Origin of the sequence: Pseudorhizobium flavum (genome assembly GCF_044142885.1) — a bacterium.
Lineage (GTDB): Bacteria > Pseudomonadota > Alphaproteobacteria > Rhizobiales > Rhizobiaceae > Neorhizobium > Neorhizobium flavum.
Genome location: NZ_JBIOKZ010000005.1, coordinates 215,761 through 228,257, shown reverse-complemented (window position 1 = coordinate 228,257; position 12,497 = coordinate 215,761). Strand labels below are relative to the sequence as shown.

General features: G+C 62.4%; 16 protein-coding genes. 8 read left to right on the top strand and 8 right to left on the bottom strand.

Annotated features, from left to right (window positions below; all coding sequences use genetic code 11):
• Positions 1-315: 315 nt before the first annotated feature.
• Both ACEPP2_RS12250 and ACEPP2_RS12245 read left to right on the top strand, forming a co-directional pair.
• On the top strand, positions 316-1,806 hold the full coding sequence (locus ACEPP2_RS12250; RefSeq protein WP_395516759.1) for a leucyl aminopeptidase: 1,491 nt from the start codon (positions 316-318) through the stop codon (positions 1,804-1,806).
• Between the two features lie 3 nt (positions 1,807-1,809).
• On the top strand, positions 1,810-2,259 hold the full coding sequence (locus ACEPP2_RS12245; RefSeq protein WP_152340509.1) for a DNA polymerase III subunit chi: 450 nt from the start codon (positions 1,810-1,812) through the stop codon (positions 2,257-2,259).
• Positions 2,260-2,262: 3 nt separating this feature from the next.
• Here the strand turns inward: ACEPP2_RS12245 and ACEPP2_RS12240 are convergent, their stop codons facing one another.
• Positions 2,263-4,149 (bottom strand): ABC-F family ATP-binding cassette domain-containing protein, encoded by a 1,887-nt coding sequence (locus tag ACEPP2_RS12240; protein ID WP_077547072.1) that lies wholly within the window; start codon positions 4,147-4,149, stop codon positions 2,263-2,265.
• Between ACEPP2_RS12240 and ACEPP2_RS12235 the strand changes: the two genes are divergently transcribed.
• The 3 genes from ACEPP2_RS12235 (at position 4,139) to ACEPP2_RS12225 (ending at position 6,260) form a co-directional block, all read left to right on the top strand.
• On the top strand, positions 4,139-4,291 hold the full coding sequence (locus ACEPP2_RS12235) for a hypothetical protein (protein ID WP_172973607.1): 153 nt from the start codon (positions 4,139-4,141) through the stop codon (positions 4,289-4,291). The two genes, ACEPP2_RS12240 and ACEPP2_RS12235, sit on opposite strands and share 11 nt — an antisense overlap.
• A gap of 68 nt (positions 4,292-4,359) precedes the next feature.
• The gene (locus tag ACEPP2_RS12230; RefSeq protein WP_077547073.1) at positions 4,360-4,665 is read left to right on the top strand and encodes a hypothetical protein; all 306 of its coding nucleotides are present in this window, start codon (positions 4,360-4,362) and stop codon (positions 4,663-4,665) included.
• The gene (locus ACEPP2_RS12225; protein ID WP_172973606.1) at positions 4,662-6,260 is read left to right on the top strand and encodes a methyl-accepting chemotaxis protein; all 1,599 of its coding nucleotides are present in this window, start codon (positions 4,662-4,664) and stop codon (positions 6,258-6,260) included. Before ACEPP2_RS12230 ends, ACEPP2_RS12225 begins: the two co-directional genes overlap by 4 nt.
• Before the next feature lie 15 nt (positions 6,261-6,275).
• Here the strand turns inward: ACEPP2_RS12225 and ACEPP2_RS12220 are convergent, their stop codons facing one another.
• A complete protein-coding gene (locus tag ACEPP2_RS12220) occupies positions 6,276-7,049 on the bottom strand; it encodes a ZIP family metal transporter (RefSeq protein ID WP_395516758.1) in 774 nt (257 codons plus the stop codon).
• A gap of 176 nt (positions 7,050-7,225) precedes the next feature.
• The gene (locus ACEPP2_RS12215; RefSeq protein ID WP_395516757.1) at positions 7,226-7,735 is read right to left on the bottom strand and encodes a DinB family protein; all 510 of its coding nucleotides are present in this window, start codon (positions 7,733-7,735) and stop codon (positions 7,226-7,228) included.
• A gap of 134 nt (positions 7,736-7,869) precedes the next feature.
• Between ACEPP2_RS12215 and ACEPP2_RS12210 the strand changes: the two genes are divergently transcribed.
• Entirely contained in the window at positions 7,870-8,559 is a 690-nt protein-coding gene (locus ACEPP2_RS12210) for a glutathione S-transferase family protein (RefSeq protein ID WP_395516756.1), read from the top strand.
• Between the two features lie 79 nt (positions 8,560-8,638).
• The gene (gene ndk, locus ACEPP2_RS12205) at positions 8,639-9,061 is read left to right on the top strand and encodes a nucleoside-diphosphate kinase (RefSeq protein WP_052637803.1); all 423 of its coding nucleotides are present in this window, start codon (positions 8,639-8,641) and stop codon (positions 9,059-9,061) included.
• A 47-nt stretch (positions 9,062-9,108) separates the two neighbouring features.
• Here the strand turns inward: ndk and ACEPP2_RS12200 are convergent, their stop codons facing one another.
• Positions 9,109-9,612, bottom strand: a complete 504-nt coding sequence (locus ACEPP2_RS12200) for a hypothetical protein (protein WP_395516755.1) — start codon at positions 9,610-9,612, stop codon at positions 9,109-9,111.
• On the bottom strand, positions 9,609-10,151 hold the full coding sequence (locus ACEPP2_RS12195; RefSeq protein WP_142586939.1) for a CGNR zinc finger domain-containing protein: 543 nt from the start codon (positions 10,149-10,151) through the stop codon (positions 9,609-9,611). Before ACEPP2_RS12195 ends, ACEPP2_RS12200 begins: the two co-directional genes overlap by 4 nt.
• Positions 10,152-10,212: 61 nt before the next feature.
• Here ACEPP2_RS12195 and ACEPP2_RS12190 point away from each other — a divergent pair, with 61 nt between their 5' ends.
• On the top strand, positions 10,213-11,109 hold the full coding sequence (locus ACEPP2_RS12190; protein ID WP_395516754.1) for a branched-chain amino acid ABC transporter permease: 897 nt from the start codon (positions 10,213-10,215) through the stop codon (positions 11,107-11,109).
• Here the strand turns inward: ACEPP2_RS12190 and ACEPP2_RS12185 are convergent, their stop codons facing one another.
• Genes ACEPP2_RS12185 through pgsA form a run of 3 tightly spaced genes read right to left on the bottom strand, consistent with a single transcriptional unit; the run spans position 11,110 to position 12,414 of the window.
• Complete coding sequence (locus ACEPP2_RS12185) at positions 11,110-11,571, bottom strand: molybdenum cofactor biosynthesis protein MoaE (protein WP_077547079.1); 462 nt, start codon at positions 11,569-11,571, stop codon at positions 11,110-11,112. It abuts the gene before it with no gap.
• Positions 11,572-11,575: 4 nt separating this feature from the next.
• Entirely contained in the window at positions 11,576-11,830 is a 255-nt protein-coding gene (moaD, locus tag ACEPP2_RS12180; RefSeq protein WP_077547080.1) for a molybdopterin converting factor subunit 1, read from the bottom strand.
• A 2-nt stretch (positions 11,831-11,832) separates the two neighbouring features.
• The gene (gene pgsA / locus ACEPP2_RS12175) at positions 11,833-12,414 is read right to left on the bottom strand and encodes a CDP-diacylglycerol--glycerol-3-phosphate 3-phosphatidyltransferase (RefSeq protein WP_052637809.1); all 582 of its coding nucleotides are present in this window, start codon (positions 12,412-12,414) and stop codon (positions 11,833-11,835) included.
• Between the last annotated feature and the right edge of the window lie 83 nt (positions 12,415-12,497).

Below are 12,497 nucleotides of genomic sequence, written 5' to 3'. Positions count from 1 at the left end.
TCTAAGCGATCGCTTCAATCTTTGCGACGGCTTCGGCTCTATAAATTGGCTGGTGAATGTGATTTTTTGACGGACTGTGTCATTTGGAAAAGCGTGGTGGCCCTAGCATAGATCACGATTGGCATCAGGCACTTGTCGCCAAACTTCCCGGCTGCTTAGCCGGATAGAAATGATCCAGCAAGCTTGCCGGTAGAACCTGACCTTCCGAACCACGCTCAATGATGATGATTCTGCGGGAAATCTCGCATCCGGGTTGCCATGCTCGACGAAACGAGGATGATCGGCACGAATGTCAGGACGAGCGTCGGGGTGAGAATGTCTGGAAAGTATGAAATCCGTTTCGCAGGGTCGGCTCCTCTGGAGAAGACGCTGGCCGTGATGCTGCAGGTCGCCGATCAGGGCGCTCCCGCCGGTCTTGCGGAGGCGGACCCGCAAGGGGTATCGGCACGGGCCGCCGGGATATCTGGGTTCAAGGCCAAGTCGATGGGAACGCTGGAGTTGATCGCGCCGGGAGGATCCGCGGCGGATCGGCTGCTGCTTCTCGGACTTGGGAAACCGGAGGCGCTTACGGCGAATGACTGGCTGCGCGCGGGCGGAGCTGCTGCCGCACAGTTCAAGTCATCGAGCAACGTAGTGGTCTTCCTCGATGCCCCCGGATTGGAAGTCTCGGCTCGCCAGGCTGCAGATTTCGCGCTCGGAATACTCCTACGGGGCTACACGTTCGACGCATACAAGACGAAGAAGAAGGACGAAGACGAGAAACTGCCGAAGAAGGTGATCGTCACTATCGTGACCGGCAGCCACGGCGAGGCGGCGAAATTGCTTGATGATGTCGACGCCGTTGCTGGCGGGGTCCTGCTCGCTCGGGACCTCGTCAACCTCCCGCCGAATGTGCTGGGACCGGTCGAATTCGCCGAGAAGGCCAGGCAACTGGAAGACCTTGGTGTCGAGGTCGAGATCCTGACCGAGAAGGACATGAGCAAGCTCAAGATGAATGCGATCCTCGGCGTGGCACAGGGCTCAGCCCGTCCGCCGAGGATCGCCGTCATGCAGTGGAAGGGCGGAAAGGCCAAGGATGCGCCCATCGCCTTCGTCGGGAAGGGCGTCGTGTTCGATTCGGGCGGCATCTCCATCAAGCCGGGCGCCGGAATGGAGGAGATGAAGGGCGACATGGGCGGCGCAGCCGCTGTCGCCGGCCTCATGCATGCGCTGGCGGCGCGCAAGGCCAAGGTGAATGCCGTTGGCATTATCGGACTGGTCGAGAACATGCCGGACGGCAATGCACAGCGCCCCGGGGATATCGTGACGTCGATGTCGGGCCAGACCATCGAGATAATTAACACGGATGCGGAAGGTCGGCTCGTGCTGGCCGATGCGCTCTGGTATTGCAACGACCGCTTCAAGCCGCGGTTCATGATCAATCTCGCGACCCTGACGGGCGCAATCCTTGTGGCGCTCGGCAATCAGCATGCCGGGCTCTTCTCCAATGACGACGAACTCGCCGCCCGGCTCAGCGCAGCCGGCGAGGCGACGGGCGAGAAGCTCTGGCGCATGCCGCTCGGCAAGGAATACGACAAGATGATCGATTCCAAGTTTGCCGACATGAAGAATTCGGCCGGGCGTCATGCGGGGGCGATTACGGCGGCACAGTTCCTGAAGCGTTACGTGGGCGACACGCCCTGGGCGCATCTGGACGTGGCCGGTACGGCGATGAACTCGCCGTCCAGCGAGATCAGCCAATCATGGGCCTCCGGATATGGCGTGCGCCTTCTCGACAGGCTCGTGCGCGACCATTACGAGACCTGAGCCATGAGCGAAGTCCTTTTCTACCACCTGACGGAATCGAAGCTCGAGGATGCGCTGCCGGCGCTCCTCGAGAAGTGTGTCGAGCGCGGCTGGCGGGTGGTGGTGCAGACGCGTGAGGAGCAGCGCCGCGACAGCCTCGACGAACATCTCTGGACCTACAGGGAAGAGAGCTTCTTGCCCCATGGCACGGATGACGGCGAGCACGCTGCTCGCCAGCCGGTGCTGATTACGACCGGTTCCGGCAACGTCAACGACGCCACCGTGCGCTTTGTCGTCGACTCCGCAGAGCCGCCGCCGCTGGATGCCTATGAACGCCTCGTCTTCATGTTCGACGGCTATGACTCAGAGCAGGTGGAGAATGCCCGCAGCCAATGGAAGCGGCTGAAGGGGGAGGGTCATTTGCTCACCTACTGGCAGCAGTCTCCCGAAGGTCGCTGGGTGAAGAAGGCTTGAGCGTCAGCCAGCCATCGCCTCTTCGTATTCGGCCGACAGCTCCAGCCACTGCTCCTCCGCATTTGCGAGTTTTGCGGCCGCTTCCCCGCGCTGCCTGGCCTTCTCGGCCGCCTTTGCCGGCGCCTTCTCGTAGAGCGTCGGATCTGCAAGTTCCGCATCAAGCTGTTGAATCAGTCTTTCAAGCTTCGCGGTTACGGACTCAATTTCATTGATTTTTTTCTTCAGCGGTGCAAGCGAGGCGCGCTTCTCGGCGCTCGCCTTTCGCTGCTCCGCCTTGTTCGCCGGCTCCTCTGCGCCGACTTGCGGCTTCTCGTCCTTCTTCCTGCCGGCCGCGACGATCAGGTCGCGGTATTCTTCCATGTCGCCGTCGAACGGCTTCACCGTCCCTTCGTTCACCAGCCACAGCCGATCCACCGTCGCCTCGATCAGGTAACGGTCGTGGGAGATCAGGATGACGGCACCCTCATAATCGTTGAGCGCTTCGATGAGCGCCCGGCGGCTGTCGATATCCAGGTGGTTGGTGGGCTCGTCGAGGATGAGCAGGTTCGGCGCGTGGAAAGCTGAAAGCCCCATCAGCAGGCGTGCTTTCTCGCCGCCCGAAAGGTCCTTTGCCGCCGTCGCCATCTTTTCCGTCGCGAGGCCCATCTGTGCAACGCGGGCGCGCACCTGCGCTTCCCCAGCCTGCGGCATCAGCCGGCGCACGTGGTCGACCGGCGTCTCGTTGGGGATCAGGTCGTCGAGCTGGTGCTGAGCGAAGAAACCGACCTTCAGGTTAGGCGCGAGCTTCATTTCTCCCGCCTGTAACGACAGTCGTCCGGCGATCAGCTTCGCGAAGGTGGACTTGCCGTTGCCGTTCGCGCCAAGAAGTGCGATGCGATCGTCATTGTCGATCCTCAGATTGATGCCCTTCAGGATCGGCTTGTCCGCCTCGTAGCCGACGGCGCCGCCGCTGATAGAGATGATCGGCGAGGCCGGCTGCTTCTCGGGCTCCGGAAAGGTGATCGGCTGGACGTGGTCCTCGATCACGGCCGCGACGGTTCCCATCCGCTCCAGTGCCTTCACACGGCTCTGCGCCTGCTTCGCCTTCGAGGCCTTGGCCTTGAAGCGGTCGATAAAGCTTTGCAAGTGCTTTCGCGCCGCCTCGTTCTTGGCGCGCGCCTTCATCTGCAACTCGTCGGCCTCGGCCTTCTGTCGTTCGAACTGGTCGTAGCCGCCGCGATAGAAGGTCAGCTTTTTCTGGTCGAGATGGACGATCGCATTGACGGCGTTGTTGAGGAGATCGCGATCGTGGCTGATGATGATGACGGTATAGGGATAGCGCCGGACATAATCCTCGAGCCACATCGTGCCTTCGAGATCCAGATAGTTGGTCGGCTCGTCGAGGAGTAGCAGGTCCGGCTGCGAGAACAGCACGGCCGCCAGTGCCACGCGCATGCGCCACCCTCCGGAAAACGAGGAGGCCGGTCGTGACTGCGCCTCGTGGTCGAAACCGAGGCCGGCAAGAATGCTCGCGGCCCGCGCCTCCGCCGAATGCGCGTCGATGTCCACCAGCCTCGTCTGGATCTCGGCGATGCGGTGCGAGTCGGTCGCGGTCTCCGCCTCCCGCATCAGCGACGCCCGCTCCTTGTCGGCAGCCAGCACGATCTCGATCAGCGGCTGCTCCGTTCCTGGAGCTTCCTGTGCCACCTGACCGATGCGGGCATTCCTGGGGATCGAGACGGAGCCGCTTTCCGCGGCAAGGTCGCCGGTGACAATCCGGAACAGGGTCGATTTTCCGGCACCATTGCGGCCCACGAGCCCCACCTTCGCACCGGCTGGGAGGCTGACGCTCGCATGGTCGAGAAGCAGGCGGCCCGCGATCCGGGCTGAGACATCGGTAATGGTGATCATGGCCGGCGTTTTGGCTGAAGTCGGTGAGCCTGGCAAGACGGGATCAGACTGGCTGCGAAACGAAGCTGCCGCCTCGTCGTCATCTCGCGACCTGACAAACCGCAAGACCGTGATTAATGGCTTTTTTATTAATGCTGGCTAGCATGATCTTGGAATGACGGAGGACGCTCCACGCACGGACGAGCCGTGCCCCCTTTGGACAGGTGCCTGATGCTGACGGGTCGAAGCTTCATAGTCTTGAATTTCTGCGTCTTCCTGCTGCTGATCTTCTCGGTCTGGGCCCTGCCCAACGGCCGGTTCGTCCTGGTCCTGACGGATCCCGATGCGGCACCCGATTACCCTCTCTCGGTCATCGCGAATGCTGGTGGCGACTTCGTCGCCCAGGGTCGCTTCCCGTGGATGACCGTTGCCCACTCAGAGGCCCCGGACTTCGCAGCCCGGCTTGCAAGCGCAGGCGCGGTTCTGGTCCTCAACCATCAACTGGCACTCGGTTGCCTGGAAGGAAACAAAGGATGAGTTCACTAGCATTGCTGCGCAACAAGGCTGCGGGCGGCATTGTCGGTCTGTTGTGGATCAACCTGCTGCTCGTGGCAGTTCGGGAATTCTTCAGTAGCGACGGCTTCTCGCTCGCTCCGGTGCTCGCCACCCTCGTGATCGTCGCGCTTGCAACGGCGGGCTGGTGGAAGGATCGCATCGGCCCCGCAACGCGCATCGTCACCTCCATGGCGCATGCCGCCACAGTCGCCATGCTGGTCTATTCCTTCTCCGGATCGCCGCTGCAGATCGACATCCACATGTACTTCTTCGCCTCCCTAGCGATCTGCGCCGTGTGGATCGACTGGAAGGCGCTGCTCGCCTATTCGGCTCTGGTGGCGGTGCACCACCTCGCTCTCTTCTTCGTCATGCCGCTGGCGGTCTTTCCTGGCGAATCCGATTTCTCGCGCGTCATTCTCCACGCCGTGGTCCTGATCGTGCAGACCGGCGTGCTCGTCGCCCTTACGCATGCTGTGGTCAATGCGTTCGAGGCTTCCGACGCAGCGGTCGAAACCGCCACCAAGGCCGAACGCAATGCCGTCGAAATGTCGGAGCGGGCCCGGGAGGCGGATCGCGAGGCTGCAGAGCAGCGGGCGATGAACGCCGAGGAGCGGGCCCGTGAGGCGGAGGCGACCAAGCTGGTCGTCGAGCGCCTCGGCACGGCGCTGTCCGAGCTGTCGACCGGCAATCTGGCACATCGCATCGACCAGCCGTTCCAGGGGGCGCTGGATGCATTGCGGGACTCCTACAACTCCTCCGTTGAGAATCTCGAGTCGGTCCTCACACAGGCCGGCCTGGTTGCAAACACCATCCGCGGAGGCACGGCGGAAATCGGCCGCGCCACCCACGATCTCTCGGTACGGACCGAGCGCCAGGCAGCCTCCGTGGAGGAAACGGCGAGCGCGCTCAGCATTCTCACCCAGACCGTCAACGAGACCGCCAGTGTCGCCGAGCATGTCGATCGCATGGTGGACAAGGCGCGCGATGGTGCGGAGCGCTCTGGAGCGATCGTCACCAATGCGGTGGAGGCCATGAGTCGCATCGAGAATTCGTCTCGCGAGATCGGTCAGATCATCGGCGTCATCGATGAAATCGCCTTCCAGACCAACCTGCTTGCTCTGAACGCCGGCGTCGAGGCCGCCCGCGCTGGTGAGGCCGGCAAGGGCTTCGCGGTTGTCGCCCAGGAGGTCCGTGAACTTGCCCAGCGGTCGGCCAATGCTGCCAAGGAGATCAAGGCGCTCATCAATGCCTCCGGTGCGGAGGTCAACAACGGTGTGACGCTGGTGAACCAGGCCGGCGAGGCGCTGACGGTGATTGCCAACGAAGTCCGCCAGATCAGCGGCGAGATCCAGAGGATCGTCTCCGGTGCACGCCAGCAGGCGACGGGCATCTCCGAGATCGACGGCACGATTGCCGAGATCGATCGAGGTACGCAACAGAACGCGGCCATGGTGGAAGAAAGCTCCGCGGCGGTTCAGGCCCTCCTCAACGAGGCGGTGGCGCTCGAGAACCTCATGGTGCGCTTCAAGCTATCGAAGGATGGCTCTGGGCATTCGATGGGCCGACGTGCGGCTTGAGACGGCGTGGCTCGCTCACCCGAGCCAGACGTCGAGGAACAGCATGAGCACCAGCCCGACGGCAAGACCGAAAGTCGCCTGTTTCTGATGGCCGCTGCGGTGGGTCTCGGGGATGATCTCGTGGCTGATCACATAGAGCATGGCGCCCGCAGCGAATGCGAGCGCCCAGGGCAGCAGCGGTTGTGACACGGTGACCAGTGCTGCACCGGTGAGCCCACCGACCGGCTCCACGAGGCCGGTGAGCGTGGCAATGACGAACGAACGCCACTTGCTATAGCCTTGCGCGAGGAGCGAAACAGCGACCGCCAGTCCCTCCGGCGCGTTCTGAAGGCCGATCCCGACGGCGAGCGGCAGCCCGCCTTCGATGCCGTTGGCCCCGAAGCCGACGCCGACGGCCAGCCCCTCGGGGACGTTGTGGATCGTGATGGCGATGACGAAGAGCCAGATCCGGCGCACCGAGGCGCTGCTCGGCCCCTCGCGTCCGCTGTCGAAGTGCTCGTGCGGCAGAAACTCGTTCATCAGCGAAACCGTGCCCATGCCGACAAGGATGGCGATACAGGCAATCGCCGCGGGTATCGCTCCCGAACCGAAGCGCTGCTCCGCTGCATCGAGGGCCGGAATGATCAGCGAGAAGAAGGACGCCGAAAGCATCACTCCCGCGGCAAAGCCCAGCGACAGATCGCGGAAGGCGCCGCCAGGTCGCCGCCCGAAAAGTACCGGCAGCGCGTCGACGGCGGTACAAAGGCCGGCCAGCAGGCTGCCGAGGACGCCGAGCAACAGTGGAGACATCTCTTCAATCATCGCGCCGGACTATAGCTTCGTGGCAGCAAGGAGCGAACCGATGTGGAGCGTCAGCCGCCGGGACAGAAGCGTCAGATATGGGAGGCAAGAGCCACGTCAACGCGGACCGTCTCCGTCATCGTGGCATCGCCAGGTTGGTCTGGCACGGCAGATCCCGGTGCGCACTACATCCACCGGGAGCCGTCGCTGCGGAGGAAGTAGACGAGGTCCAGCACCAGTGACGGTCCGCCGAGCGATGTTAGGATGGCATGGACTTGGCCGCGGTGATGGGTCTGGTGGTTGAAGACGTGCGAGAGGACAGGCCCGAGCGGCTGCGTGATGGTGGTTGGATTGGAGATGGTCGTGTAGGTGAAGTCTCCGGCGATGCGCTCGTCGTTCAGGCCGTCGACGAAGCCGATGATCCGCTGGTCCTCGGCGGCTCGAGCGTCTCGAAGAGCGGAAAAATCATCGAAGAGAATGACATCCAGTGCCTTCGGTGCCTCTCCTTGCCCGGTCATGCGGCTCATCCAGATACGGTCAGCCACCAGCAGGTGGTTGAGCGTGCGATGGATCGAACCGAAGAACGCACCCGCGTCGGCGCGATAATCTTCGTAGCTCAGGTCTTCGCATGCGGCGTAGACGCGGCGATTGGCCCAGCGATTATAATCGGCAAACATCTGGAAATGGCGACGCATGGCATCCTCCTGTTTCGCCGTATCTTAGCCCGATCGGAATGTCGGCGGGATGATTGCATCTATGAATTTTGCTGATTGGATATGCGGGCGCCGCTCGGTCACAATCGGTATCATTGCAAGCGATCGGAGACTCCATGACCCGTGTTCTTTATTCCCTCTGCGGCCGTGACGAGAACCGCCCTTTCTCCCCGCACTGCTGGAAGGTCTCCATGGCCTTGGCTCACAAGGGCCTGGATTTCGTCGAGCGGCCCTATCCGTTCACCGCCATACCCGGGATAGAAGAGGGCTTCTCGAAAACCGTCCCGATCCTTCGCGATGGGGATCGGCTGGTGCGCGACAGTTTCGAGATCGCCGTCTATCTGGATGAGGCCTATCCCGATCGTCCGAAGCTGTTTGGCGGGGAGGGCGGCAAGGCCTTGTCGCGCTTCGTCGAGAGCTTTTCCCAGATGGTCCTCCACATGCCCGTGACGAAGATGGCGATCATGCACATCCACGACATGCTGGATACGCCGGACCAGCAGTATTTCCGCGCCAGCCGGCTCGATCGTCTGGGCAAGGAGATCGAAGCCGTCGCCGCAGAGGGCGACGCGGAGCGGGAGACCTTTGCTGCGAGGCTCGAGCCGGTCCGCCGCACGCTGCATTTCCAGCCATTCCTGGGCGGCGACAGCCCGCTGTTTGCCGATTACATCCTCTTCGGTGCCTTGCAGTGGATGCGGGTCACAGCCGGCCCGCCTCCCTTGGCGGCGGACGATTCCGTCATGCAGTGGTTCGCGCGTTGCCTCGACCTTCACGATGGTCTCGGACGGCGTGTGACGGCCGCGTGAAATTCCCGGGAGCCCCTTGTTTCCAGAGCAGAGGGCGGGTAAACACCGCCCACTTTCTCGGGAAACAAAGGAATTGACGATGGCGATTGAACGCACGTTTTCGATGATCAAGCCGGACGCCACCAAGCGCAACCTGACGGGCGCCATCACCAAGGTGTTCGAAGACAACGGCCTGCGCGTCGTTGCCTCCAAGCGCGTCTGGATGAGCAAGCGCGAAGCGGAAGGCTTTTACGCCGTTCACAAGGATCGTCCCTTCTTCGGCGAACTGGTCGAAGGCATGACCTCCGGCCCGACCGTCGTTCAGGTTCTGGAAGGCGAGAACGCTATCCTGAAGAACCGCGAGATCATGGGCGCGACCAATCCTGAGCAGGCTGCCGAAGGCACCATCCGCAAGCAGTTCGCACTTTCGATCGGGGAGAACTCGGTTCACGGTTCCGACGCTCCGGAAACCGCTGCCCAGGAAATCAAGTACTGGTTTGCAGACACCGAAATCGTCGGCTGATCTGCCGTCAGATGATCTGGAAAAGCCGGCCGTCGCGCCGGCTTTTTTCATTCGGGACAGGACTCGGGAGAGAAATCGGTCGAACCGTCGGGCCTGAACACCTCCGGGTTCCGGTCGTAGGCAGGGCCTAGCGAAAGCGGCTTTGCGGGCAGCACGACCTGGTCGACGTTCGAGGCGATAGTCGTCTTGATCATCTGCAGTTCGTCGCCTTTCTGGTCGAGCAAGCGGATCGTGACGCTATAGGGCTTTCCCTTCTTCACGCAGTGGATCGCGGGGCTTTCAAGAACGATCTTCTCCATTGCCGGAAACAGCTTCTGTTCCACCGTCAAAGACGGCCCGCCGCGAGGATCCTCGAAGCTCGCCTCGGCCACACCGCCTTCCGGCAAGGGAGCAAGCCTGCGGAGCGTAACGAGGTAGGTCGCTCGTGCCACCCGGTAGTTGAACACGAAGATCTTGCCTGAAAGCTCCACGACGTCCTGATCCGCCGTATCCCGCTGGCAGGCGGCAAGGGCAATCAGGGTCATCATGGCAACCACCCAACGCTTCCTCACGGCATCGCCTCCTTCTTGCGCCGATAGTGGCGGCTCGCCTTCACGCGGTTGCCGCAGACAGCCATGTCGCACCAGGTGCGGCTCCTATTGCGGCTGCGGTCGAGGAACAGCCAGCCGCAATTGCCGCAGATCTTCAGGCGCTCGGTCTCCGCCAGCAGGCGTAGCGCCGAGCGAGCCGTTGCCGCCTCGAGCGTCGCCTCGCTTGCGGACTGCTTCAGCATTCGTGCGCAAGCCTGCAGCAGGTCGGCGAGCAGCACGCGATCGTCATGGCCTTCGACCCGGCGGCGGAAATAAGCGTCGATCGCCTCACGCAGTGCGAGGAAATCCTTCCGGTTCGGCTCCGCGACCGGCTTGATCTCACCGAACAGAGACCGCTCTGCCGAAAACTGCGTTGCGGCCTTGGAAAAGGCATCCATCTGCTCGGCAACTTCGAAGCGGTCGGTACGGCGGGCCAGACCGGAGCGCAGGATGACGCTGTTGGCAACATCGAGAGCAAGGGAGCCACCAGAAAATCGATGGGGAGTCCAAGTGAAGATCATGTCTCCAGTATAACCATCAAAAGTCGTTTGACCAGTTACATGGATGGTGGAATCCTGCGGCATGAGCTACTTTCTGCAGCAGATCGCGAATGCCGTGCCGCTGGCGACACTTTATGCGAGCCTCGCCTTCGGCTATGCGATCGCCTTTGCAGTGACGCGGCGTGCTGACATCACCTATGGAGCGATCTTCGCGTTCTCCGGGCACCTTTATGTGTTGGTCGCCCACTTCGGGTGGAATGAACTTCGGCTCGTCTTGCCGGCCGCGCTAGCGCTGGGCGCTCTGGCCGCTCTCAGCGGCGGTGTGGCGACCGGCATGGTCAGCGGCCGGTTCATCATCCGGCCTCTGGCGAGCGTCTCTCCGAACGCTGTCATCGTCGGCTCGCTGGGCCTCGTGCTCGTCCTGATGGAGGGGGCCCGGCTCGCGGCGCAAACCCGCGAACTCTGGCTGCCACCGCTGATGAAGGAACCGATCGTGCTGTGGTCGGGCGAGGACTTTCCGGTCACGCTGACGACCCTCCAGTGTCTGAGCACGGCGATCCTGCTGCTGCTGCTTGGAATTGGCGCGGTCCTCCTCGTCAGGAGCACCTGGGGAAGGCGATGGCGGGCGGTCTCGGAGGATTCACGGGCTGCCGAAATGTGCGGAGTCGATGCCCGAACGGTCTTCGTCATGTCCTATGCCGCTGCGGCACTCATGGCTTCGATCTGTGGTATCCTCGCCACCTCCTACTACGGCACGATGGATTTCGGCGCAGGCCTTGTCTTCGGGCTCAAGGTGGTATTGATCGCGGCGGCAGGCGGCCACGCCCAGCCGATCCGGGCCGCGGGCGGCGCCGCCGTGATCGGCTTCGCGGAGACCCTGTGGGCAGGCTATGGTCCCATTGTGTGGCGAGATCTGGTGATCTTCGGCGGTCTCGTAGCCGTGCTGGTCATGAGCCGCAGGGAGAGGATTGTGCCGTGACTACCGCCACTTCTCCCGCGCTCGATCATCGGCATCCTTGGCGGAAACCCAGTCACCTGTCGTGCCGTCGGCCTTGTGCTCCTTCTTCCAGAAGGGTGCGGAGGTCTTGAGGTAGTCCATCATGAAGCTTGCGCCGTCGAACGCGGCCTGCCGATGCGCGGCCGCGGCGATCACCAGGACGATATTCTCGCCCGGCCCGATCTTCCCATATCGGTGGATGGCGGTCAGGCCTTGGAGCGAGAAGCGCTCGATCGCGAGACCTGCGATCCGCCGCATCTCCGCCTCGGCCATTCCCGGGTAATGCTCCAGTTCCAGCGCCGAAAGCGCGCCCTGCTCGTCACGGCAGAGGCCAGTGAACGTAACGACGGCGCCGATGCCCGTTCGCCCACCGATCAGCGCATCGATCTCCGACTGAAGGTCGAAATCCTGCATCTGGACCCGGATGAGGGGCGCCACGGTCATAGGGTCAGCCGCCCGTCATCGGCGGGAATATGCCGATCTCACGGGCATTGCCGATCTTCTCGTGGTGCTCGACATGCTCCTGGTCGAGCGCCACCCGGATGACCTCGGGATACTGTAGCGCCGCCTCGTACTCCTCGCCGAGCGTCTTCAGGTGGACCAGGAGATCGCGCACGGTCTTCACGTCATCGGGCAGTTCGATCTCTTCTTCCGGCTTGCCGATCCGCTCACGCACCCAGGCGAAATAGATGAGCTTGGTCATGGTCAGTCCACCATGTGCTTGAGGCCGGCCTTGAAGTAGTCGTAGCCGGTATACATCGTCAGCACGGCCGCCACCCAAAGCAGGCCTATCCCCATTTCGGTCGTATAGGGCAGGACCTTGTCACCTGCGGGACCTGCCAACAGGAAGGCGATGGCCACCATCTGGATCGTGGTCTTCCACTTCGCGATACGAGTGACCGGTACCGCCACCTTGAGCGCGGCCAGATATTCGCGTAGGCCGGAGACTAGGATCTCGCGGCACAGGATGACGATTGCGGCCCAGATCGACCAGCCGGCAATGGTTCCATCGGCAGCCATGAGAAGCAGCACCGAGGCGACGAGCAACTTGTCGGCGATCGGATCCAGCATACGGCCGATATTGGAGGTCTGGTTCCAGATCCTCGCGAGGTAGCCGTCGAGATAGTCAGTAATCGAGGCGACCGCGAAGAGGATAAGAGCGGTCCACCGCGCAAAATCGGAGCTCGCCAGACGCCCTTCGACAAAGAAGCAAAGGACGATGATTGGCACGGCGACGATGCGCGCATAGGTCAGGAGATTGGGAATGTTGTATGCGCGCGATGCCATTTCATAACCTGCTGCTTGACTTCTTCTAGTTGGCCCTTCCTGCGACGGGCGTCAACATGCCGGGCGGTCTTCGAAGGCTCATT

Coding starts and splice junctions, on each gene's coding strand:
- ACEPP2_RS12185 (WP_077547079.1), bottom strand. CDS start 11,571: ATGACCGTGGCGCCCCTCATCCGGGTCCAGATGCAGGATTTCGACCTT.
- ndk (WP_052637803.1), top strand. CDS start 8,639: ATGGCGATTGAACGCACGTTTTCGATGATCAAGCCGGACGCCACCAAG.
- ACEPP2_RS12195 (WP_142586939.1), bottom strand. CDS start 10,151: ATGATCTTCACTTGGACTCCCCATCGATTTTCTGGTGGCTCCCTTGCT.
- ACEPP2_RS12220 (WP_395516758.1), bottom strand. CDS start 7,049: ATGTCTCCACTGTTGCTCGGCGTCCTCGGCAGCCTGCTGGCCGGCCTT.
- ACEPP2_RS12250 (WP_395516759.1), top strand. CDS start 316: ATGTCTGGAAAGTATGAAATCCGTTTCGCAGGGTCGGCTCCTCTGGAG.
- ACEPP2_RS12240 (WP_077547072.1), bottom strand. CDS start 4,149: ATGATCACCATTACCGATGTCTCAGCCCGGATCGCGGGCCGCCTGCTT.
- ACEPP2_RS12245 (WP_152340509.1), top strand. CDS start 1,810: ATGAGCGAAGTCCTTTTCTACCACCTGACGGAATCGAAGCTCGAGGAT.
- ACEPP2_RS12230 (WP_077547073.1), top strand. CDS start 4,360: ATGCTGACGGGTCGAAGCTTCATAGTCTTGAATTTCTGCGTCTTCCTG.
- ACEPP2_RS12215 (WP_395516757.1), bottom strand. CDS start 7,735: ATGCGTCGCCATTTCCAGATGTTTGCCGATTATAATCGCTGGGCCAAT.
- ACEPP2_RS12190 (WP_395516754.1), top strand. CDS start 10,213: ATGAGCTACTTTCTGCAGCAGATCGCGAATGCCGTGCCGCTGGCGACA.
- pgsA (WP_052637809.1), bottom strand. CDS start 12,414: ATGGCATCGCGCGCATACAACATTCCCAATCTCCTGACCTATGCGCGC.
- ACEPP2_RS12210 (WP_395516756.1), top strand. CDS start 7,870: ATGACCCGTGTTCTTTATTCCCTCTGCGGCCGTGACGAGAACCGCCCT.
- ACEPP2_RS12235 (WP_172973607.1), top strand. CDS start 4,139: ATGGTGATCATGGCCGGCGTTTTGGCTGAAGTCGGTGAGCCTGGCAAG.
- moaD (WP_077547080.1), bottom strand. CDS start 11,830: ATGACCAAGCTCATCTATTTCGCCTGGGTGCGTGAGCGGATCGGCAAG.
- ACEPP2_RS12225 (WP_172973606.1), top strand. CDS start 4,662: ATGAGTTCACTAGCATTGCTGCGCAACAAGGCTGCGGGCGGCATTGTC.